This is a genomic window from Nonomuraea sp. NPDC052634 (genome assembly GCF_040678535.1).
In the GTDB taxonomy this organism is placed as follows: Bacteria; Actinomycetota; Actinomycetes; order Streptosporangiales; family Streptosporangiaceae; genus Nonomuraea; species Nonomuraea fastidiosa.
Window position 1 is genome coordinate 1 of the sequence record NZ_JBFATY010000023.1, and the last position, 22,296, is coordinate 22,296.

Annotated in this window: 18 protein-coding genes, 1 pseudogene and 1 CRISPR repeat array; of the genes and pseudogenes, 16 read left to right on the plus strand and 3 right to left on the minus strand. The window is 64.6% G+C overall.

What is annotated here, in order from left to right:
* Together AB0K67_RS40240 and AB0K67_RS40245 are read left to right on the plus strand one after the other, a co-directional pair.
* A partial coding sequence (locus AB0K67_RS40240) for an IS3 family transposase (RefSeq protein WP_364070886.1) occupies positions 1-109 on the plus strand: 109 nt, incomplete at its 5' end.
* 103 nt (positions 110-212) lie between these two features.
* On the plus strand, positions 213-1,484 hold the full coding sequence (locus AB0K67_RS40245; protein WP_364070887.1) for an IS256 family transposase: 1,272 nt from the start codon (positions 213-215) through the stop codon (positions 1,482-1,484).
* A 71-nt stretch (positions 1,485-1,555) separates the two neighbouring features.
* Here AB0K67_RS40245 and AB0K67_RS40250 read toward each other — a convergent pair whose 3' ends face one another.
* Positions 1,556-2,041, minus strand: coding sequence for a GntR family transcriptional regulator (locus AB0K67_RS40250; RefSeq protein ID WP_364070853.1), 486 nt, complete (start codon positions 2,039-2,041; stop codon positions 1,556-1,558).
* A 152-nt stretch (positions 2,042-2,193) separates the two neighbouring features.
* On the minus strand, positions 2,194-2,397 hold the full coding sequence (locus tag AB0K67_RS40255) for a hypothetical protein (RefSeq protein WP_364070856.1): 204 nt from the start codon (positions 2,395-2,397) through the stop codon (positions 2,194-2,196).
* A gap of 255 nt (positions 2,398-2,652) precedes the next feature.
* Here AB0K67_RS40255 and AB0K67_RS40260 point away from each other — a divergent pair.
* A pseudogene (locus AB0K67_RS40260) lies at positions 2,653-2,832 on the plus strand (winged helix-turn-helix domain-containing protein); the annotation flags it as partial.
* Positions 2,833-3,052: 220 nt separating this feature from the next.
* Positions 3,053-3,507: a CRISPR direct-repeat array (repeat unit 28 nt; unit sequence GGATCATCCCCGCGTGCGCGGGGAGCAC).
* A 126-nt stretch (positions 3,508-3,633) separates the two neighbouring features.
* On the opposite strand, the gene cas2e reads toward AB0K67_RS40260, so the two are convergent.
* Positions 3,634-3,984: a type I-E CRISPR-associated endoribonuclease Cas2e gene (gene cas2e / locus AB0K67_RS40265; RefSeq protein WP_364070859.1), complete on the minus strand. Its 351-nt coding sequence runs from the start codon at positions 3,982-3,984 to the stop codon at positions 3,634-3,636.
* A gap of 377 nt (positions 3,985-4,361) precedes the next feature.
* Here cas2e and cas3 point away from each other — a divergent pair, with 377 nt between their 5' ends.
* From cas3 to AB0K67_RS40330, 13 genes are all read left to right on the plus strand, one after another.
* Positions 4,362-7,187 (plus strand): CRISPR-associated helicase Cas3', encoded by a 2,826-nt coding sequence (gene cas3, locus AB0K67_RS40270; protein ID WP_364070862.1) that lies wholly within the window; start codon positions 4,362-4,364, stop codon positions 7,185-7,187.
* A gap of 37 nt (positions 7,188-7,224) precedes the next feature.
* The gene (gene casA / locus AB0K67_RS40275; protein WP_364070889.1) at positions 7,225-8,850 is read left to right on the plus strand and encodes a type I-E CRISPR-associated protein Cse1/CasA; all 1,626 of its coding nucleotides are present in this window, start codon (positions 7,225-7,227) and stop codon (positions 8,848-8,850) included.
* A 39-nt stretch (positions 8,851-8,889) separates the two neighbouring features.
* Complete coding sequence (casB, locus tag AB0K67_RS40280) at positions 8,890-9,534, plus strand: type I-E CRISPR-associated protein Cse2/CasB (protein WP_364070892.1); 645 nt, start codon at positions 8,890-8,892, stop codon at positions 9,532-9,534.
* A gap of 26 nt (positions 9,535-9,560) precedes the next feature.
* Positions 9,561-10,730 (plus strand): type I-E CRISPR-associated protein Cas7/Cse4/CasC, encoded by a 1,170-nt coding sequence (gene cas7e, locus AB0K67_RS40285; protein ID WP_364070865.1) that lies wholly within the window; start codon positions 9,561-9,563, stop codon positions 10,728-10,730.
* The gene (gene cas5e / locus AB0K67_RS40290; RefSeq protein ID WP_364070868.1) at positions 10,723-11,502 is read left to right on the plus strand and encodes a type I-E CRISPR-associated protein Cas5/CasD; all 780 of its coding nucleotides are present in this window, start codon (positions 10,723-10,725) and stop codon (positions 11,500-11,502) included. Before cas7e ends, cas5e begins: the two co-directional genes overlap by 8 nt.
* The gene (cas6e, locus tag AB0K67_RS40295) at positions 11,495-12,238 is read left to right on the plus strand and encodes a type I-E CRISPR-associated protein Cas6/Cse3/CasE (RefSeq protein WP_364070870.1); all 744 of its coding nucleotides are present in this window, start codon (positions 11,495-11,497) and stop codon (positions 12,236-12,238) included. Before cas5e ends, cas6e begins: the two co-directional genes overlap by 8 nt.
* A 978-nt stretch (positions 12,239-13,216) precedes the next feature.
* Positions 13,217-13,450 (plus strand): hypothetical protein, encoded by a 234-nt coding sequence (locus AB0K67_RS40300; RefSeq protein ID WP_364070873.1) that lies wholly within the window; start codon positions 13,217-13,219, stop codon positions 13,448-13,450.
* Positions 13,447-15,564, plus strand: a complete 2,118-nt coding sequence (locus tag AB0K67_RS40305) for a hypothetical protein (RefSeq protein WP_364070874.1) — start codon at positions 13,447-13,449, stop codon at positions 15,562-15,564. Before AB0K67_RS40300 ends, AB0K67_RS40305 begins: the two co-directional genes overlap by 4 nt.
* A gap of 46 nt (positions 15,565-15,610) precedes the next feature.
* Entirely contained in the window at positions 15,611-16,162 is a 552-nt protein-coding gene (locus AB0K67_RS40310; protein WP_364070876.1) for a hypothetical protein, read from the plus strand.
* A 145-nt stretch (positions 16,163-16,307) separates the two neighbouring features.
* Positions 16,308-19,745 carry an ADP-ribosylglycohydrolase family protein gene (locus tag AB0K67_RS40315; protein WP_364070878.1) on the plus strand — a complete coding sequence of 1,146 codons (3,438 nt, stop codon included), beginning with the start codon at positions 16,308-16,310 and terminating at the stop codon, positions 19,743-19,745.
* Complete coding sequence (locus AB0K67_RS40320; RefSeq protein WP_364070880.1) at positions 19,738-20,520, plus strand: PfkB family carbohydrate kinase; 783 nt, start codon at positions 19,738-19,740, stop codon at positions 20,518-20,520. The genes AB0K67_RS40315 and AB0K67_RS40320 overlap by 8 nt, the downstream gene beginning before the upstream one ends.
* Positions 20,521-20,970: 450 nt before the next feature.
* Positions 20,971-21,696 carry a Crp/Fnr family transcriptional regulator gene (locus AB0K67_RS40325; protein WP_364070882.1) on the plus strand — a complete coding sequence of 242 codons (726 nt, stop codon included), beginning with the start codon at positions 20,971-20,973 and terminating at the stop codon, positions 21,694-21,696.
* On the plus strand, positions 21,696-22,259 hold the full coding sequence (locus tag AB0K67_RS40330; protein ID WP_364070884.1) for a Crp/Fnr family transcriptional regulator: 564 nt from the start codon (positions 21,696-21,698) through the stop codon (positions 22,257-22,259). The genes AB0K67_RS40325 and AB0K67_RS40330 overlap by 1 nt, the downstream gene beginning before the upstream one ends.
* The last annotated feature ends 37 nt before the right edge of the window (positions 22,260-22,296 follow it).

Here is a 22,296-nt window from a genome sequence, read left to right on the forward strand (position 1 = left end):
CCACCACGCGATCTTCGAGTACATCGAAGGCTGGTACAACCTCCACCGCCTCCACAGCAGCCTGGGCTACCGCAGCCCCGCCGACTACGAGACCATTGCCGCTACCTGACCACCACAACGACGGGGGTGTCCGCGGGACTGTACAAACAACGGTGTAACTCCTGATCAAGGAGACACCTGTGACGAGTACGGTGATCCAGGCATCTGAGGCGATGGACCTGGAGGACGCCGCGGTGGCGCGGAAAAAGCATGAGGCGTCGGATCGCGAGCTGGTGGCCAGGCTGGTCGACCAGGCCCGCGCCGAAGGGCTGGAGCTGGTCGGTGAGAACGGGCTGCTGAACCGGCTGACCAAGCTGGTGCTGGAGTCGGCGCTGGAAGGCGAACTAACCGATCACCTCGGCTACGACAAGCACGATCCGGCCGGTCGTGGCAGCGGCAACACCCGCAATGGCACCCGGACCAAGACGGTTATCACCGACGTCGGGCCGGTCGAGATCGACGTGCCCCGTGACCGGGACGCCAGCTTCGAGCCGAAGATCGTGCGCAAGCGGCAGCGGCGGCTGTCGGGTGTGGATGAGATGGTCATCTCGCTGGCCGCCAAGGGTCTGACCACCGGAGAGATCTCCGCGCATCTGGCCGAGGTCTATGGGGCGGAGGTGTCCAAGCAGACCATCTCGACCATAACCGACAAGGTGATCGAGGGCATGGCCGAGTGGCAGAACCGCCCCCTGGACCCTGTCTACCCGGTGGTGTTCATCGACGCCATCCACGTCAAGATCCGTGATGGGCAGGTCGCCAACCGGCCTATCTACGTGGCTTTGGCGGTCACCGCCGATGGCGAGCGCGACATCCTCGGGTTGTGGGCCGGCGACGGCGGCGAGGGCGCCAAGTTCTGGCTGCACGTGCTGACCGAGATCAAGAACCGGGGCGTCGCCGATGTGCTCATGATGGTCTGTGACGGCCTCAAGGGGCTGCCGCAGGCCATCGAGCAGGTCTGGCCGCAGACCGTGGTGCAGACCTGTGTGGTGCACCTGCTGCGGGCTTCTTTCCGCTACGCCGCACGCCAGCACTGGGACGCCATCGCCAAGGCGCTGCGGCCGGTCTACACCGCCCCCACCGAGGCCGCCGCGCTCGAGCGGTTCATGGAGTTCGCCGAGGTCTGGGGCGGTAAGTACCCGGCGATCGTCAAGCTGTGGGAGGACGCCTGGGCGGAGTTCGTGCCGTTCCTGTCCTTCGATGTGGAGATCCGCCGGGTCATTTGCTCGACGAACGCGATCGAGTCGGTCAACGCCCGGATCCGCCGGGCGGTCAAGGCCCGCGGCCACTTCCCCAACGAGCAGGCCGCGCTGAAGTGCGTCTACATGGCCGTCATGAGCCTGGACCCGACGGGCAAGGGCCGCAAACGCTGGATGAACCGATGGAAGGCCGCCCTGAACGCCTTCGAGATCACCTTCGAAGGCCGACTGTCAGCAACCCGCCGCTAGAACAAACCGAAGCCGAGTTACACCGTTCACTGGACAGGCCCGCCCTGGGGGGTGGGGGTCTTGGTCATGGATCAGCCCTTCTTGTTCGTGTTGCCCGGTGGCGAGCCGGTCGCCACGTAACGGCCTTTGCTGGGGATGACGACGATCAGGCCCTCCTGCTGAAGCACTTCCAGGGCCTTGCGTACCGTGATGCGCGCCGTGCCGAACCTTTCGGCGAGGACAGGTTCACCAGGCAGCCGCACATCCGGGGGGAACTCGCCGGCCTCGATGGCGGCGCGAAGCTCGCCGGCCACCTCCTCGTAGCGGGTGGCCGGTTGGACGTCCGGGGCGGCCTCGCCCCGCACTCTGCGGCCCCGGCCCATCTGGCTCACGACCAGGCCCTCGCGCTCCAGTTCCGCGAGCGCCTGCCGTACGGTCCCGCGCGCGACGCCGTACGCCTGCATGAGGGCCGTCTCGGACGGGATCATCCCGCCCGGTGGGTACTCGCCGCCGGCGATCCGCCGGCGGAGGTCGTCTGCCAGGGTGGCGTAGGCGGGCTGAGCTTTGCCGTGAGTCATGAGGCTCCCTTGCCGAGCAACAACACGCTCAAGGCTAGGACGACCGCTCACGCGCGGTAATGCACGCCGACTCAACGGCCGGCGAAGTCTCGCCCTGGGCCGCCCATCGGGTCGTCTCGGGGGCCGCCTGGTCCGCCCGCGACGCGATGCCATCACCGCGCCTGGCCGACGATCAGCAGCCCCCAGAGCCGCTCGGCCTTGGCCCGATGCCAGGGGCCGGCGTACGCGACGACCTCGGGCTCGCTCCGGTTCCTGCGCCGGAACCGGTACATGCCGCCGGCCGCGAGGAACTCGTACGAGGTCTCCCGGCAGGCGCACGTATATGCGATGACCCGCTGCCGGTCGATGCTGTTCACCTTCCGCGTCTCGCTGCGCCAGCCGAGCCAGACCTCCGGACGCGCCGCCCCGTCACAGGGGTGCGTGGCGAACCCCGGACATGGCCAGTCCTCCTCTTCCGGACTTGTCGGTTGTGCCATTAGCCCGCCCTCCCGCCTCGCGGTGTGGCAACGTTCGTGCACGTAAACGCTTATGAGCATATGCCTACCAGAGCACATGAGGAAGTGGTGTTGTGATGATGAACGGTTGTGATCGACTTCGGTTCCGATCGTCCGGTGCACCGCCAGCTGGCCGACATCATCCGCGCGGACATCGCCGCGGGCCGGCTGAAGCCCGGTCAGCCGCTCCCCTCAGAAACCCGGCTGATGCAGCAGTACGAGCTGGGACGGGTGGCTGTGCGGCAGGCGCTCGCGGTGCTGCGGAGCGAGGGACTGATCGTCACCGTGAAGCGTGAAGGCTCCTACGTCCGGCCGCAAGTGCCCGCTGAACGGGTGCCCGTCGAGCGCTCGGCCGAGGTGACGGCCCGCATGCCGTCCCCGGAGGAGCGCAAGCAGCTGGACATCCCCGAAGGCGTTCCCGTGTTCGTCATCAAGCCGCCGCGGAAACGCGCCCAGCTTCTGCCCGCCGATCGAACAATCCTCGTTTGGGAGGACGTCTCTTCAGGAGAGTGGGCGTAGGTCATCCCCGCGTGCGCGGGGAGCACGTCTCCAGAGCCTGAGCGATGCCTTTGAAGGCGGGACCATCCCCGCGTGCGCGGGGAGCACCCAGTGACCCCTCGCTTGTAAGGACAGCCCGGAGGATCATCCCCGCGTGCGCGGGGAGCACCCCCCAGAGGCGCATCGCGGCGTCAGCGGCGTGGGATCATCCCCGCGTGCGCGGGGAGCACCTCTTCGACGCCGTCCTGTTCGCGTGGGCGTGGGGATCATCCCCGCGTGCGCGGGGAGCACCGGCGCGCCACCCTCGATGCGCTTGGCATTCCAGGATCATCCCCGCGTGCGCGGGGAGCACGACGGGCAGATCATGGAGGGCGTCCGTGTCTCGGGATCATCCCCGCGTGCGCGGGGAGCACAACTCCGGCTGGGACGGCCCGATCTTGTGGCAGGGATCATCCCCGCGTGCGCGGGGAGCACTCTCGCTGACCTGCGGGGTTACCTGGACTCAAGGCCGTTTTCGAGCACTTTGAGATATTCGGACATATCACCCACACAGCCCGGCAAGCCAGTGCTAAGCGATGAGACACCGCCTGTACGACGTGGTCAGCGCTGTCCATACCGACGACGCCGAGCTACTTTGCTCCAGTTGCGAGGCGGTTCGGGCTCTGGCCGCTCTTGTCGTTCCTTCGGCCTTCGGAGCAAGACAAGCCCCTCGTGGTCGATCGGCTGCCACTTGTGGTCATGCGTTTCGAAGGCGAATCCCTGCTCGTTGTCCGTGGTGTACGCAAGAAGCGCGCGGCCGGTGTCGGCGTACTGCTGAACCTGTAGCCAGAGCTGCTCCCGTATCCGCGCTGACGGCCCTCCGATGAACACGCCTGGGGAGATTTCCATGAGCCAGCGGGTCAGGAACCCCCGTAGATCAGCTGGGCAACGGGGGAGCGCGTGGACGGTCACCAGGACACCTCAGAGGCATAGTTGCGGCCTGACCCAAGTTCGACACTGTGATCACTCGGTTGGAGGATGACGGGTCAAGTTTCCAGCAGAAGTGTTCAGTCGTGCAGCGGAATCGCCCAGGAGCGCCGTCCTTGCCACGTCCTTCGAAGGCGACCAGGAGGCATACCCTGCTCACCCACTTACACCACCCCGACAACATCAAGACAAAAGGAATGAAGGATAATAAACGTCACATTACACGTTTGTGGGTCCTACAGGGAAGTGTGGAATCACAATTTCGTTCATCCTTAAGGGTTCGCGTGCTATCGGGCATGATGATTTGTCTCATCTCTGTCACTACCTTGGTGGCGTTCGCTTTGCCGCGCTAAAACCAGGGCATGGTCTCACCGCGTCCCCCCGCGAATCCGCCACGGAGCCCCAAGCTCACTCCCGCCGCTCGGGCCCTGTGGGGCAAGACAGATGAAGTTCGACGCGGTCGCAGCGCCTCTAAAGGCAAGTGGCACCCGCTCCTCGCGCACATGGTGGACACCATGGAGGTCGCGGACGAGCTCTGGGCTTCCTACCTGTCGCCGGCGTTCCATGAACGCCTGGCCGAGGGTATTCCTGGGACTCAGCAAGAACGCCTGCAGACGGCCAGGGCCCTATTCCGATGGCTCGCCTCCCTGCACGACTTGGGGAAGGCCAGCAGCTTTCAAAGTCAGAGCCCGCGGCACGGCCCCAGGGTCAACGACGTGATCGCTCTCCCAGCCGGCCCCTCGACGCAGCCGCACAGCATGGTGTCAGCACACCTCATGTACCTCTTCACGTCCGAGGCCGGCTGGACTCCGCGGGCAAGCACCTGGGTGGCGAATGTCGTAGGGGGACATCATGGGGTCTACCCTCGACCGGCATCTGTCGAGATCCCCATGCTGACCCCCGAGATCGGGGGACCAGATTGGCGAGAGGTTCAACGCGAGCTGTTCCAGGAGATGACGCGGCGGTCAGGCGTTCCTCTGGATCTGCTGGCTGATCACGTCCCTCCCATCGGCAGCCAGGTCGTCTGTTCCGGCGCCGTGATTCTCTGTGACTGGCTGGCGTCCAATGAGAACCTGTTCCCCTACGCGGGTCCTTGGTCTGACGACTACGAGGCACAGGCGGCGAACAGGGTCAAGCAGACGCAGCGAACCATGCAGCTGGAAGCCGTCTGGCATCCGGTGCGCGTCCCTGACGCAAGAGAGATGTACTCCCAGCGGTTCGGCATTAAGACGCCACGCAGTACGCAACTGGTCGCGCATCAGGTCGCTTCCGAGATGGATCAGCCCGGTCTCGTCATCGTCGAAGCGCCCACGGGCGAAGGCAAGACAGAAGCCGCGCTGGTCGTCGCCGAGGTTCTCGCTGCTCGGTTCGGATTCATCGGGCTGTTCTTCGGGCTGCCCACCCAGGCCACGAGCAACCGCATCTTCGATCGGGTCCTGGACGTGTGGTTGAAACGCCTGCCGCAGAAGCCTCCTCCTACTGTCGGCCTGGTGCACGGCAAGGCCGGGCAGCACGAAAGGTTCGAGGACTTGCCTCTCGGAGGAGTGGGCGACTCTGAGAGCGCATCCGCTACCGCCTCCCAGTGGATGAGGGGTGGGAAAAAGGCTCTGCTCTCCCCCATCTCGGTGGGAACCATCGACCAGCTTCTGTTCGCCGGCGTGAGTGCTCCGCACGTGATGCTGCGGCATCTCGCTGTCGCGAACAAGGTCGTAGTGATCGACGAGGTGCACGCCTACGACGCGTACATGTCGCGGATCCTGCATCGGGTGTTGCATTGGCTCGGCGTGCATCGGGTACCAGTGGTGCTGCTGTCCGCAACCCTGCCGACGGAGCAGCGCTCCGCCCTGCTCAGGGCATACGCGGGGAATGTCGATACCAGGGAGGACTCGCCCAGCTATCCGCAGGTCACCTGGGTTGCAGCGCCAGACCGTCAAGTCAGCAGAACAGCGAGCGCGTCGTTCTTCAGAACAACCCCGGACGTGGATCAGGCCACCGCCTCCCCTCGCAGTTTTCGCGCAGAGAAGACCGATTATCGTGACGTTTCGATCAGGGTCGTCCTCGCTCCGCAGGGCACTAACGATCATGCATCGGTCATGCAATGGATTCCCGACCGGGGCTGCGTTCTCATTCTGCGCAACACCGTCCCGCGAGCGCAGGAGACCTACCGGGAACTGAGAAAACGCCTGGGTGCCGATGAAGTGACGCTGCTTCATGCGCGCTTCACCAGCTCCGATCGTGCTCGCCTCGACAACTGGCTAGCCGAAGCTTTCGGGCCTCCCATAACCGATAAGGTCACCAACGAGATCATCGAAAACCCGAGTAGGCCGTCCCGGCATGTAGTCGTCGCCACACAGGTCGCCGAGCAGTCGCTCGATGTGGACTTCGATTTGTTGATCACGGACCTCGCGCCGATCGACCTCGTGCTGCAGAGAGCGGGGAGGCTGCATCGGCATCAGCGTCCGAATCCGCGACCTGGCCGACTGGATGATCCGACGATGGTCGTCACGGGTTTCCAAGAGGTGGACGGTCTTCCCGGCTTCCCTACCTTCGACGATCGTCCATACCTGCATCACTTCCTGCTGCGTACCTTGGCTGTGCTTCGCGGAAGGGAACGCATCAGCATTCCGGACGACGTCCCGCTTCTGATCGAGGAGGTGTATGGCGACCGACCGGTCGGCCCGGACGCCTGGGGTGGTCTGATGGCTAAGGCCACGGCCCGGATGCAGGACGTTCTCGCGCAGATGCGGCGAGAGGCCAACGCGCTGCTGCTCGCAGAGCCAGATCCGATCACACCCGATCTCAGCGAACTACAACGAGGCACCTCTCATGAAGCGGACGAGGAGGACGCCGGCAACCGCCTCCGGGTGCGTTCCGGTGAGCCGAGCATCGAGGTGATCCTTCTCCGAACGGTCGATGCGACGACCGCGGTGACCGTGTCGAAGGGCGAGCCGGTGGTGATTCCGCTCGACCGCACGCCCACACCAGAGCAGAAGGCGGCAGTGCTCGGTCAAGCGATTCGTCTCCCGTTCCGGATGGTGGACGAAAGCCAATTGCAGTCTCCATCGAAATGGCGGAACGCTCCATGGTGTCGGTCCCTTCGTGTACTCATGTTGAGCAAGGCGACCGGGAGAGTACGCCACGGCTCCAAGAGCTTCACCTACAGCACGGAAATGGGGTGGACCGATTAGCGAACCCAACTCATCGGCCTCGGAGTCTTCGTTCAACCTGGTAGACGAACCGTGGCTCGACCACATCACGATCAGCGGGGCATCAGCGACCGCTTCCCTTCGTGACTTACTGCTCAACGCGCACATGATTCGGGATCTCAGCGTTGAGGCCCCGACTCAGTACCCCGCGCTGATCCGATTCTTGCTGGCTGTCCTCCATCGCGCGCTCGGCATGCGCGATGGAAAGCAGTACGAGTCCCAGCCAAGGAACAAAGGTGATTGGGAGTACCTCCACTCACTCGGCTACTTCCCAGCCGAGCCCATCAACAACTACCTGGATACCTGGCGCGACCGCTTCGACCTTTTCCACCCCAAGCAACCGTTCCTGCAGGTCGGCGGCCTGACCAGTCTGAGCGGCGGTACGAAGCCGGCCGGCCTGCTGATCCCCTATGCCGCCAGCGGTAACAACGTCCCGATTTTCTCGCAGTCGGCAGAGCGACAGCCAATTGCACTCACCCCGCCCGAGGCCGCCCGCTGGCTACTGCACGTCCACTGCTGGGACACCGCAGGCATCAAGACCGGTGCCAAGGGTGATCCTCAGGCCAAGCAGGGCAAGACGACGGGCAACCGCACGGGGCTTCTTGGCTCATTGGGCGTACTCACGCCGACAGGAACAACCCTGTGGGAAACGCTCATGTACAACCTGCTCGTCCTCAACGACGACATCTCCCCGGCGGACGACACCCCTCCTTGGGAACGGGATCCGCTGACCGCTGCCTGGCCGACACGGCTGCCGCACGGTGTCCTCGATCTCTACGGGTGGCCCGGCCGACGCGTCCGGCTCTTCCCCGAACGCAAGGACAGCGAGATAGCCGTCCGCCAGGCCCTCGTCTGCGCCGGCGACCGCCTGAAGGACGAAAGCACCCTCGACAGTCTGGAGCCGCACACTGCGTGGTACGCAGTGGACGATGCGGCGAGCAGCGCTCGCTACCGCCCATCTCGACACCGCCCGGGGCAACAACTGTGGCGTGGTCTGGGGGGCATCCTGGGACGGCGGTTCGAGAAGGGTGACGGAGGTCCCCGCTCTATGGCGCCGCATGTGCTGACGCACCTGCGATCAGTGAGGCTGCCCAAGGACAAGGTTCTGCAGCTTCGCGCATACGGCGTGGTCTATGGGACTCAAAGTTCCGTGGTCGAAGAGACCTACACAGATGTTCTCCCTCTGCCGGTCGCGCTTCTACGCCCGACAGGTAGAGAGGGTCTCGACGCGATGGCTGTCCAGTGCGTCGAGGCTTCGTCGCGGGTGGCGCACGCGCTTGGCCAGCTCGCGGCCGATGTCGTGCTGTGCTCGGGCGGCGATGAGAGCGTCCAGGTCGCTCGGCGAAACAGCGCTCAGAATCGCCTCTATCTCGTGCTGGATCAGCCCTTCCGCGCCTGGATAGCGAAGCTTCGCGATGAAGAGGCCGCAGATGCCTACCGAGCGGAGTGGCATGACCGTGTCCGAACGGAAGCCCAGCGACTGGCGCAGTCGATCGTGGACGATGCGCCCCCGACCGCGCTTCGTACCCGCATGCGCGTTCCGAAGAAGGGGGGCCGACCGGAACCGATCAATCTCGCGATCGCTCACCATCGGTTCACTCAGGTACTGCTCGCCTTGCTGCCGAGAGCTCAGAACCATGATTAGCAAGCAGGACCGGGATGGAGGGCAGGGGTGACAGCGCCAATGACATCGCGCCGTAGAGGCCTGAATGACAAACGCAGGGACCGGCTGCACCAAGAGCTAGCAGCATTGTTCGACTCGTCGAAGGATGAGCTGCGCAGCGACGCGCCGGCGACTCTCAGCAGGTGGCGTCAAGGGTTGAGTCACTCGCCCGATACCATGCCGGTCCTGGCCATGCAGATCGCGAACGTACTCAGTGACCCCGATGAGCGGGATGATGATCGGGAAGCACGGGCATGGGAGATCGCGATTCACTACGGCCTGGGTCTCTTCGCCGTCCATCAGCAGTCGCAAGAGCAACCTATGCACAAGCCGTCCAGGAGATCCTTCGGAGAAGCCGGCCGACTGCTCGCCCAGCTACAAGCGCAAGATCTGGAACGGCGCGAGTTCAGTCCATCGACACCGCAGTTCGAGGCGGTCAATCGAGGAGTCGTGCGACGGCTGGAAGCAGCGATGAGTTCGGTTTCCGTGGCCGAACTTGTGGGTCACGCACGCGGCCTGGTTCCGATGCTGCGCCAGGCGTCCATCTCCCTGGACTACGTCCAGTTCATCTCGGATCTAGCGGCATGGGCCTACGCGCCCTCCCGCGGTTCGACAGCTCTGCGTTGGGGGCGCGACTTCTACAAGCCGTTCTCCGCAGAGAACTAACAGACACGAACAAGGAGTGAGGGTCCATGGTGTTCCTGGACGTACATGCGATTCAGCCCGTGCCGCCGGCCAACATCAACCGCGATGAGAACGGCAGCCCCAAAACCGCTCTGTATGGTGGCGCGCGGCGGATGCGAGTCTCTTCACAAGCCTGGAAGCGCGCCGCACGGAAACAACTGGAACTCGCAGCAGACTTCCAGCCTTCGCAGCGCACCAGGAGGTTGCCGACGATCCTCGCTGAAGACCTGCTGGAACGGCAGCCTCAACTCGGCGAACGCGCGGCCGAAATCGCCGAGGCCACGGTGACGGCTCTCTTCGGAGTCAAGACGCCGAAGAAGAGCGGGCGCGCCGCTACCGAGTTCCTCCTGTTCTTCGGCGATGCCCAACGTGCCCGCATAGTCGATGTCCTCCTCCAGGACACAGAGCGAGTCCTGAAGACGGTCGGCAACACGAAGGAGTTCACCAAGACCCTCAACGATCTGAAGCTTCGAGACGCCGTCACCAGCGGCCATCCGCCGGCGGTCGCGCTATTCGGCCGAATGATCGCGACCGATCCGACCCTGAACGTGGACGCCGCATGCCAAGTGGCGCATGCCATCTCCACGCACGCGGTCGAGGCACAATTCGACTACTACACGGCCGTCGATGACGCGGACGAGGCCGCTGACGAGACCGGCGCGGGAATGATCGGCACCGTCGAATTCAACGCGGCCACCATGTACCGCTACGCGACGGTCGACATGCGGAGCCTGATCGACAACCTGGACTCGGATCAACGCTTCGCCGTTGACGTAGCCGTGGAGTTCGCCAAGGCTTTCCTCCTCAGCATGCCGACAGGCAAGCGGGCCACATTCGCCAACAACACCCGGCCGGATTTCGTCCTGCTCTCCGTACGGACTGACCAACCGGTGAGCCTCGTGGGCGCTTTCGAACGTCCTGTCCAGGCCGAACGCTACGACGGCGAAACCGTCGGCTACCTAGGGCGTTCCGTGTCTGCTCTCGTTCGCTACTACCGGGAGCAGGACGAGCTCTACGGCACTGCACCCGCATACCACACGACCAGTTACCCGGCCTGGCTCGGCGACGACTACGAGCAGGGTCAGATCCCAGGGCTACCCGCTCCCCAGCCGCTCCCCGCAGGGCTGGCAGCAACTCGTGATGCCCTGGCACGCGTGATCGGCATAGAGCATGACTGACGTACTCGTCCTACGCCTGAGCGGACCGCTCCAGTCCTGGGGCGGTGGCACGCGGTACAACGTGCGAGGCACCCTCAGCCACCCCACGAAATCCGGCGTGATCGGGCTGTGCGCCGGCGCCATGGGGTGGCCCCGAGGAACAGACCTCTCCGCGTTGGCAGAGCTGCAGTTCGGCGTACGCGTCGATCGCCCGGGAAAGCTCCTCATCGACTACCACACCATGTCAGCGGCCTCGCATGATCCGCTGCACCCACGGGAACAACGACTGCCCACCGCTGACGGTAAATCCCTGACGCCTGGTCAGAGCAAAGTATCCCGTCGGTACTACCTCCAAGACGCCGTCTTCGTCGCAGCACTCGCCGGCGATAGGGAGGATCAGCGCGACCTGCTTCAGCGCATTGCGGCTGCCCTGCGCAGCCCGCGCTATCCCCTCTACCTGGGACGTCGCTCCTGCCCACCGGACAAGCCCGTGTTCGTCTCCCTGCTGCACGACACCCCAGGCCTGGAGACCGTACTGCGCGAGGCCATTTCCTGGCAGGTGTCTCCGTGGCGGCAGCGCCCCGAGGACATGTCCCTGGCGCTGATACTCGATCAACCCGACGGCGAGGAACTGCTGGATGACCTTCCCTCAGCGGGAGGGGCACCGTTCGATCGGAAGTTCGCGCACCGGCCGGTGCACCACGACATAGTGAATGTGCAGGACCTACCGCCGCATCAGAAGGCCGGCTACGGCTTCACCGGAGATGCCGCCATGGACCTGCTGGATGGATGACATGTATCTCACCCGTGCCTTCATCAATCCACGACGGCTTGGAGCCGTGAAGTTCCTGGGCAACCCCCAGAAGATCCACGCCGCCGTCATGCAGGCCTTCCCGATTTCTCCTGCCACGGATGGCGCGATGGGCCCTCGCGTGCTCTGGCGGCTGGACAGCGACGACCATCGCCGGCCGGTGCTGTGGATCGTGTCGCCGGACAAGCCAGACCTGCACCACGTCACGGACTTCTACGGCTGGCCTGAGTCAGATCGCCCTTTCGAGACCAAGGATTACCTCCCGCTGCTGAACCGCCTGGCTGCCGGGCAGCGCTACGTGTTCCGCGTGACAATCAACCCCGTCAAGTCGCTACACCCGGGAGCCGAAGCGAGAGACACCAAGGCCAAGGTACGAGGCAAGGTCATCCCGCTGGTCGGCGCCCACAGCCAAATCTCATGGTTCGCGGAACGAGCTGGCAAGTGGGGGTTCGAACTCCTGCCTGGATCCGCTCCACTGCCCGAAATCGATCCTCCCTCGGAGATCTCCACCCCATTCGCGGTAGAGATCCGGGAGAGCAAGCGCCTCCGATTCTGGCGATCGGACGCCGAGAAGAAGCCGGTGACGCTGCAAACAGTGACCTTGGAAGGCTTGATGCAGGTGACCGACCCTCAACTGCTGCGCGAAGCGCTGACATGCGGCATCGGACGGGCGAGGGGATACGGGTGTGGACTGATCAGCTTGGCCGCCCCTCGTTGAGCAGCGGTCTAGACCGATTGTCTTACAGCCTGAGCGTGAAGCCGACTGTTATGCCTCGTTCGCCGAAAGTATGCATATCGAGGGACTGCGCTCTCCGCGCACTCAGGTACGGCCCTACCTCTCAAGTCAGTCAGTCACACTTTCCACCAGAGCACCCCCACACACAAACACAATGATCTCCGGATCTGAAGCGCCTCGCGGACGGATGCAATGGCCCCACGCACGCGGGGGCGGTCACCTTGGGAGGACGTACTCGAGCCCTTGGAGGACTTCCGAACCGTAGAACCTCTCATCGCGAGGCGCCTCACTTCTGGCTGTGCCAAATACGTGCGCACGTCTGCGCCAGCCATCTCAAGAACAGCTCACTGAGCTGGGAAAACGTCGTACGCGCTCATCTGACTCCTAAAGCGGGTGCCGCAGGTTCGAATCCTGCCGGGGGCACCACGTCTGACCAGCCATTTCGGCCTCTGACCTGCGGTTTCACAACCGCAGGTCTTTTGCTTCTCCGGACCCTCGTAGGCAGCCGAGTGCAGCCATGTGCAGCCGTAGGTCAGAATCCTGGGGACATATGGGGGACGATCTTGAACGCGTCGTCCCACCTCAAACGCTCTCGAGTGCGTCGTGGCCTACCCAGTCACGGCCCTGTCGGGCTACTGGGCCCCTGCCTGTAGAGGGCGGCGATCGCGATAGTCAACACGCGAAGCCGGCTCCGGGGCTCCCTCCGTGGCCACGCCGCCTTCCGTCGAGACGGGAACACCAAACGAGATGCGCGTCCGACGACCGTGATCCACGTCATGGCGGCACCCACGACATCCCTGCGACCGCCCCGCATACAAGAGCTCCTTCTTGTACGCACGCCCCCTCCTCGGTGGATCAAACATGCCGGGAGAAATCACAAAAAAGTTGGTTAACGAGGCATCCAAAGCGTGCGGAGTTATCGTCGGTTGGGGCCCTTGACAGTTGCACGAGGAAAGCGGCATGCCCGGTCCTGATCGTGAGCTCATGCAAGCGGCGGTGCAACGCATCCAGAAACTGTCCGACGACAACTGGTGGGTCCTGCACGCCTCCTGCCGGCTCATGGAAGCCCGCGCATGGGTCGGACCGACGGGCGACCGCTTCGGCCAAGCAGTGCACAACTACCAGCACGAACTGCACATGATGCTCACGCAGGCCGTCACCATGGCCAAAGACGCCGCGGCGAGAGCGCAATGAGCTACAGCGGGGTCAAGCTGCCGGAGTTCGACACGCTCGTCGCCCGCCACACGGCAGCCGCCACCCAGATGCAAGAACTGGCCGCCCGCCTCCATGCGGAACTCGCCGGCGCCGGCCTCGACACCACACCGGCCGAACGCATCAGAAAGCTCGCGGCACAGGTCGGCCAGGAGGCCGAAGACCTCCGCAAGCGCCAGAGCATCGTGCGCGAGATGGAACGCCACAAGATCGCCTTCGGCGCCTCCACCGCGGCCGGCTCCTTCATCACCGTGCCGGACTCCCTCCGCGAAGCCCAAGGACAGCTCGATGGCACGCTCGCGGCCAAGGCAGCCAAGGCTGCAGCCGCCGGAGACAAGAATGCGCTGAAACAGCTACAGGCCTACGCCGCGAAAGCCCAGGATTCGTCCTTCACCAAGACGTTCCTCCGACAGCTCGGCGCCAAAGGAATGACGCAAGTGTCCGCCGCGATCGCCGCCCAACTCCGTGCCGATGCCGCAGGAGGGAACGCCGGTGCGTCGGCCAAGCAGGCCCAGGAGGCGATGCGGCTCCTCGCCACCACCCTCGCCAAGGGCACCAATCCCAAGGACCCCGCCTACATGGGCGACGCCTTCCTCGACGAGCTGGTCAAGCACGGACGCACCGAATTCAAGGTGGACGGCACCACCTACTTCGGCTACCAAGCTCAGGCGCTGATCTGGCGAGCCGGCGATGGGAAGCCGCCGTTCTCAGAGAAGTTCATGCAGGTCGTTGGACGAGACGCGATCGTCTTCGAGAAGGAGAAGTTCCAGGATCGGTGGGCAGCATCCAAAGACGCGATCGGTAGCGCTTTGGGCAGCCGGCAAGTGCCCATGGCAGACCTGGCCACTGTGCTCGGCGTCGCCAGGTGGATGATTCCCTCGACACCTTCGATGGGGCCCGCCAAGCAGCCCGTCAGCCAGTCTCCGCATCGAGGCGGCTCGGCAGTCATCGATGATTTGTTCCACGCGGCGTCGAGCAACGCGAAGTCCGCTCAAGCTCTGCTGAACCACACACCAGCCGGGTGGAAGCAGTCAGTCCTGTCGTACATGCTGACTGACCGCCTCGGCGCGTTCCACTTCCACGGCAACACCGACCCGTTCGCAGAGGCGCTGCGCAAGGCGACGACGGGAAAGGACTCGGTATCTCTGTCCCTGACCACTGAGGCTCTGAACACCCTCAAGGTGCACGCCGACAAGGTGTTCCGGCCGGATGACAACGACCGGCTCACCATTGCCGACCGCAAGCTGTACGACGAGTTGAGCTTCCTCAGGCGGCCTGTCGGCAGCGCCCTCGCCTCACATATCGATCAGGTGTACGGCACCTACATCACCAAGTCCGAAGGGTTCGACGGCTTGAGCAAGGCCGAGCTGGATCGCCTGCTGGTGCTGGTGAGCAGCGATAGAGACGCCGCGGTCGAGCTTCAGGCCGCCGAAGCGGCTCGTGTAGTCGATCGGGTCAACGACCATTACCCGACCAGCGGCGACAAGGGGATCAAGGAGCAGCTCATCCCCGAGGCCAAGGTGTTCGGCCACCTGGTGGAAGCACGCAGGCTGGCTCTACTGGCCAACGCTTGGGACGAGGAGCAGACGAAGAAGGATGTGAAAGACACGCTGAATTCCGCGTTCGCGCTGTTCACTTCGCCCATCGGCGGCCTCGGCACGAAAGTCGCGGGAGAACTCGGCGGGCTGGTCGGCGGGAAAGGCGCCGAGGTCGCGTTCGACAAGCTCTCGGCCTACATCGTCAATCGCATGATTCAGACCAGTGTCACCTCAGGCGAGGCTCTGCGTACCGCCGCCGATCAGAATGAAATGGTTGACTGGTTGATGCAGAGTGCTGTCATCAGTGCGAGGATCGCTACGGGCGAGTGGTCAGAAGAGGCTATGAGGGACGCCAAGGGCTCCACTTATGTCACCGACGATCAGCCGCCGAAGCTCAAACCTATCCATGAAATCATGGCCGACCCCAAGACGTTCGACGACTTCATGGAATGGGCACGTCGGCATTCCGCCATCGAGAGCACCTCGAACGAGTTGGCCAACACTGTGCGCACAGCCCGCGATAAAACGCACGACAACCTCAACATCACTGGATATTGATATGCCATCTCGAATAGTCCGACCGTCTCGCGGCGCAGTCGTCGGCTTGGCACTGTTCCTCGCGCTGATTGCCGGCTGCACCGACGTCGATCCTGCACCTTCGCCCAGCCCAGAGGCCACGGCTTCGATCAGTCCGGTTGTGGACTCCTCACCCTACTGGTGCGACTTCCTTCCTCAGCAGGCAGTCCGGGAGATCACCGGCCTCGATGTGGCGATCGAGGAGCGTAAGACCGGCGTACCTACGACCCACGGGCAATGCGCGCTTCGCAATGACTATGACCGGCTTTCTCTCCTGTGGTCGATAAGAGACGGCGACAACGTCCTGGACACCGCACGCGAGAACTTCGGCGAACACCAACTAGCGGCTCTCCCGAAAGACCTCGGCACTGGACTTATTGCTTATACCGAGCGTATGCCACGCACGAGGCCGTACTACACGATGATGCTGTTCCGATGCGGAGACAAGCGACCGTGGATCAGTGTGGACCTGTCCGAAGTGAGGAATGGGCGAGACCCCGTGAGTGATTTGACGCAGTTGCTCACTATCGCCCGGAAACGTTACGGGCAGCTGCACAAATGTACACCCGAGCCAGCCTAACCAAGTGGAAGTGGCCCGGCGTCCGGTGTAAAACCGATCGAGGCAATCACCTTGGCAACCAGGGTTGCCGTACAACGCTTCTGAAACGCTCGTCTACCCGGGACGGGACACCACATTGCAACTCACAACCGCACAGGGCTGACCCATGCCGATCTTTCCAAACGGCGCAGCCCGTTCCATCGTCGCGCACGACCGCTCGCTCGAACTCTTCGCCAACCGCTTCGAGCTCACCCGCCACGTCGTCACCCTCATCAACGACGACCCACCACCCGAACGGATCCTCTACCTCCACGGCCTCGGCGGCAACGGCAAATCACTCCTCCTCCGCCACCTCGAAAAACGCTCCTGCCTGCGCACAGACCGCTGGGAGGACATCCGCGACGCCGACGACACCGAACTGCTCGACCGCCTCGCCGAACACGGCCGCCCCGTCCCGGTCGCCAGGATCGACTTCGGCGCACGGCCGGCGGGCGAGAACCGGCCCCAGGAGGCGTTCTCCGGGCTGTTCATGCTCAAACGCCAGCTCGCCCGGCACCGCATCGCCACCCCGCGCTTCGACTTCGCCGCCATCACCTACCTGCACAAGCTCGGCTTCGACATCGCCCACCGGATCCCCGAGCTGTTCCCCCGCAGCGAAGTCGACATCGCCCTCGACATCGCCGACGCCATCCTCACCCTGCCGATCCTGCGCGTCGGCCACCACCTGCTGCAGCTGCTCAACTCGCGCCTGGACGAGACCTTCACCCGCCGCCGCATGCGCCGCCGCCTCTCCCACGAAGACGCCGACCACATCCTCAGCCTCGTCCCCGAACCCGACCTGCTCCACGAACTACCGCGCTTCTTCGCCCAGGACCTGAACGAGGCCACCGCCGACCACGCCCGGATCGTGCTGCTCTTCGACACGCACGAGGCGTTCTACGGCGAAGCCATCGGCGACGCCGACAGCCTCATCCACGCCGACAAACTCATGCGCGATGAATGGCTGCGCTGCCTGCTCGGCCACCTCGACCTCGGCGCCGGAATCATCGCCATCGTCGCCGGCCGCACCCGCCCACCATGGCCCAACGCCCCCGTCTACCCCATCCCCGACCAGTACATCGACCACCGCCTCGTCGGCCATCTGACAACAGCCGACGCCACCCAGTACCTCACCCTCGCCGGCATCACCGACCCGGCAACCCACGAGGCACTGATCAGCTACGCCTCCACCGCGCCCAACGAGGTACACCCTTACTTCCTGGGCCTGTGCGCCGATGTGGCCCTGGCCGCCGGCCCCCGCCTCAACCCCGGCGACTTCGCAACCCCGATCGACAAAGAGCGCGACCTAGCCAGCCGACTCCTGCAATACACACCGGCTGAGGCCGAGTACGGCATCCTCGCCGTCAGCGCCTGCCGCGCCTTCACCGCCGAGACCTTCCACCACCTCGGCCAGGCCCTCGACTTTCCCTGCGACCGCAGCGCCTTCGCCAAACTGACCGCCTACTCCTTCATCTCCCCCATCCGAGGCGGCACGGCCAGCGGCACCGGCGCGTACACCATGCACTCCATCCTGCGGCGCTCCCTGCAACGCGTCCGCCCGGACGAGATCCGTAAAGCCCACGAGGTCCTGGCCCGGCACTACGGCGAGCGCGAGGAGTTCACCGCCGAGCTGGAAGCCGCCTACCACCTCAGCCACCTCGACTCCAGCGAAGGAGTCGCGGCCTGGGTCGCGCTGATGGACCGCAGCCTGGCCACCGGCCGCTTCGACCGCTGCCGCGCCCTCGCCACCCTCCTCAGCGACCTGCACATCGACAGCGACGAGGACAAAGGCCGCTGCCTGTACCGGGTCGCCCGCGCCCACCTCGGCCTCGGCAACTGGGCCCAAGCCGAAGCCCTCATCGACGGCCTCCCCTTCAGCTCCGCCCACGCCGTCCTCGTCCGCGCCGAAGCGGCCTTCTGCCGCGGCGACTTCGACCACGCCGAACACCTCGCCCAAGCAGCACTCGCCCTCACCGGCGACGACGCCCGCGAAGGCTTCCTGTTCCGCCTCGCCGAAATCGAGCTCTACCGCGGACGCTTCGCCTCCGGCCGCCGGCACGCCACCGAAGGCATGAACACCTCCGCAGACCCGGCGCCCTGGCTCAAGCTCCTGGGCGAGATCGAGTACTTCTCCGGCAACGTCGAACGAGCCCACCACCTCATCAACCAAGCCCTGCAGGACGTGGCAGCACGCCCCGCCCACCAGCGCGACCAAGCCCTGTACGCCGGCCTCCTCCAAGACGCCGCCCTCGTCGCCGAAGCCACCGGCACCTGGCAGACCGCCCTCGACAGCCAGACCGAAGCCCTCGCCATCCGCAAAGCCTCCGAAGACGCCCGCGGCATCGCCCAGTCCCTGCACGGCCTCGGCAAGGCCCACTGCGGCCTCGGGCAGACCAGGCAAGCCGCACACGCCCTCGCCGAAGCCGGTCGCATGGCCCGCGACCTCGGCGACGGCCTCCTGGCCGCCAAAGTCACCCATAGCGAAGGCGACATCCGCCGCGCCGAGGGCGACCACGCCGGCGCGTGGGGCCTGACCGTGAAGGCATTGCGGGAGTTCGAGCACCACGGCACCCCGTACGACGTCGCCTCCGCCTGCCTCTCCCTGGCCCGCCTCGCCCCACCGGGCCGTAAACGCATCCAGTACGCCGACCGCGGACGCCGCGCCATCGCCTGGGGCGGCTTCGGCGTCCTCACCCAGCTCTTCCCGGACCAGATGACCCCGCCCGCACACCGCATCCTCAACGGCCTGATCGGTTTCTGCTGCGGAGACGCCCTCGGCGTCCCCTACGAAGGCAGACCACCGCAGGACATCCACCTCACCGACACGCTCCCCACCCGGGACGACTGGCCGCTCGGCAGTACGTCCGACGACACCGAGCAGCTCATCCTGCTCGCCCGCAACCTCATCGACACCGGCGGCTCAGAGACGGCCTTCCTCCAAGCCCTGGCCACGGCCCTGCCGACCATGCGCGGCGCCGGCCCCACCACCCGCAGAGCCGTGGAACGCTTCGCAGCCACCGGAGCAACAACGGCCGAGGGCGGCGCCACCAACGGCGCCATGATGCGCGTGCTCCCCATCGGCTGGGCCACACCCGCCACGGAGACGGCCCGCCGTCGCGACCTGGCCGTACGCATGACGAAGACCACCCACGCCGACCCACGCGCCATCGCCACCGCCTGCGCCGTAGCAGCGATGGGATCGTGGGCCCTGGAAAACTGCCCCACCGAGGACCTCATCACCATCGCCCGCGAAGAACTGGACCACTTCGAGATCCCCATGCCCACAGACTGGGCACCCGGCCCGGACGGCGTGACCCTCGACGTCATGGACACCTTGGGCGCGATCCTCCACGTCCTGCGTCTCCACGACGAACCGGTAGAAGCCATGCGGTACGCGGTCGGTCTAGGTGGGGACACTGACACCGTGGCTGCAATCGTCGGAGGCATCCTGAACTGCCGCCAGGACGCGGCGAACATCCCCTGGACATCGCAAGTCGCGCTTCCGCCAGAGCTGGACACCCTCGCCGAAGGGCTGCGCGCCATGCGGCAGGCCGCATATGGCTGACTTCTGGATCATCGGCCCCATCGCCTGGGACCTGGCGCTATACGTCGATCACATCCCGCCCAGCGGCCATTTCGTCCAGGCGAGCGAGAGCGTCGAACGCCCGGGCGGCACCGGAGCCAACGTCGCCGTCGCACTCAGCCGAGCCGGAGGCCGCGTCCACATGGTGGGTTACATCGGGGACGACGCCGCCGGCCGCAACATGACGACGACTCTCACAGAGGCCGGGGTCAACGTCGACCACGTCCAGCTCCTACCGGGCCATACATCCTCAGTGGTCCTGCTCATCGAACCCGACGGCGAACGCACGATCATCGGCATCCACCCCGACCTGCTCCACACCATCACGATCCCCGTCAACGAGGTCTCCCCCGGCGACATCGTCTACTTCGCCGCCTGGCACGCCCCCTTCACCGCCCCCGCCCAGACCATGGCAGCCGCAGGAGCCCTCGTCACCAGCGTCCCCCCAGGCACAACCCCCGCCATGCGCTACCTGATCGGTTCCCGCAACGACTTCACCACCATCCCCGAGGACGCCACCGCCATCGTCACCGAAGGGGCCGGCGGCGTCACCGTCCACTCCTCCGGCCAGCGCACCCACTACCCCGCCATCCCCACCACAGCAGTGGACGTCACAGGAGCAGGCGACGCCTTCGCCGCCGGCTTCCTCTGGGAACTGGCCCAAGGAGGCCCCCTCGCCGAAGGCGTGAAGCTGGGCCTCTCCTGGGCCGCGACTACCGTTCAGACGAAAGCATCAATGCCAAGAACGACCTCTTAGCAGAGCCCTCACGTGCAGTTTTAGATGGTTGACATGTCATGTACACGACATGTCAACCGTCCTGAACCACGCCCTCAAACCGTCGTGCATGTGATTGCAGATTGACCGCATGATGGCGAATCCTGTCCCAAAGTCGGGACTGGGAGGATTGATGTCGGTCAATCGACTTCAGGAGATATCCGCAGCGGCCATCGGAACGACCGTGATCGGCCTGGCTACGCAGACCGGCCTCATGCAAGCAACCTGGACGAGCAGATCAGTGCTCGGCTGGGCTGCCCTTACGCTGCTGATCATCACTGTAACGCTCCTTGCAGTAGCCGCCGTCCTCTGGCTCCGCTCGGCCACACACCCCCGGACACGGCCCACAGCGGCCAAGGCGGCCATCGGCAGCGTGATCGTCTTTGTTTCGTGGCTGCTAGTAGCGGCGACACTCCCTACAGGCTAGACGTAGTGAGGATCAACAACATGTGCGGCCGACGCCCCTGGGAGAACGGCGCCGTACCTCCCCCATTTCTCTCAGCTCTCAGCAAGCGAGCGCGTGCCGGCTTCGAGGAGATCGACGGATACCTGCAGGTCTTCGAACCTAAGGCGACGATCCTGCGGGCAGGCGATCCCCCCGAAAGCGTCTGGCTCATCGAGGAAGGAAGAGTCAAGGTCATCGCGGCCGACGCTCGAGGGCACGAGGTAGTGGTGGCCCTCTACAGCCCTGGGTCTCTCGTAGGAATCTTCGAGGTGCTCGATCCTGGCGATCGGATAGCGACTGTTCGCGCGGCTGAGCGCGTGACTGCTCGCCGGCTGCCTTCCGCCGCTTTCCTCGGATACCTTCGAGAGTATCCGGAAGCGTGGGAGATAATCTCGCGCATACTCGTGCGCTACACCCGAGCAGCTAACAGGGCAAGGCTTGCCCATCATGCTCTGTCGGCTCCACAGCGATTGGCGCTTCTCCTCCTCGACCTGAACAGCGGAACCGACACCTCAAACGCATCTTCGGCAATGACGACCCCTCTGACGCGGGCCGAACTGGCGGCATGCATAGGTGTAAGCGAGTCAACGGTCGCGGCCATACTGAAAAGGTGGCGCCAGAACCGAATTATCAGCAGGAACAACAAGCTGATCACGATAGATGACCCCACCCGACTCTGGGAGGTGGCCGGTCGACCGAAGTGGATATTCTGATGATCTATGACAACCGTGAGGCGCGGAGGTGGTACGACGCCTATACGAACCTCGGCCGCGCCGCAGTTTACTGGAACGCTCTAGAGCCAGAGGAGAAGCGCCAGTTCGAAGCCTTCAGCGATGAGCTGCATTACAACCGCGGCGAAGATCTGATGCAGGCCGGCTCGCCTGCTAATCGAGTCATGCTCATCAGAAATGGCTTCGCGAAAGTCATCCATTACTATGCCCCCGGCCCGGGACATATCGCATCCATCATAGGGCCCGGAAATTTAGTAGGTGAGTACGAAGCCATGATCGACCGGCCTCGCCACGGAACCGTCACGGCTTTGAACACCGTCACCGTATGGGCGATGACCGTAGCGGCTTTTAACAAGTTCATCGATAGGCACCGGAACGCCCATCGCGCCTTGACCGAATCGGTCGTGATCAAGAGTACCGAACTCGGCAGGATGCCTGTGTCTCTCGCGCTCCTACCTGCAGTGCAGCGCGTAGCCATGCTTCTCTTTGATACGGCAGCCGTAGATCGTGATCTTCACGGTGTTGCCGCTGGTCGTGTGGCGTGACGCGAAGAGCCGCCGCGATCATGTCGAGTTGTGACAC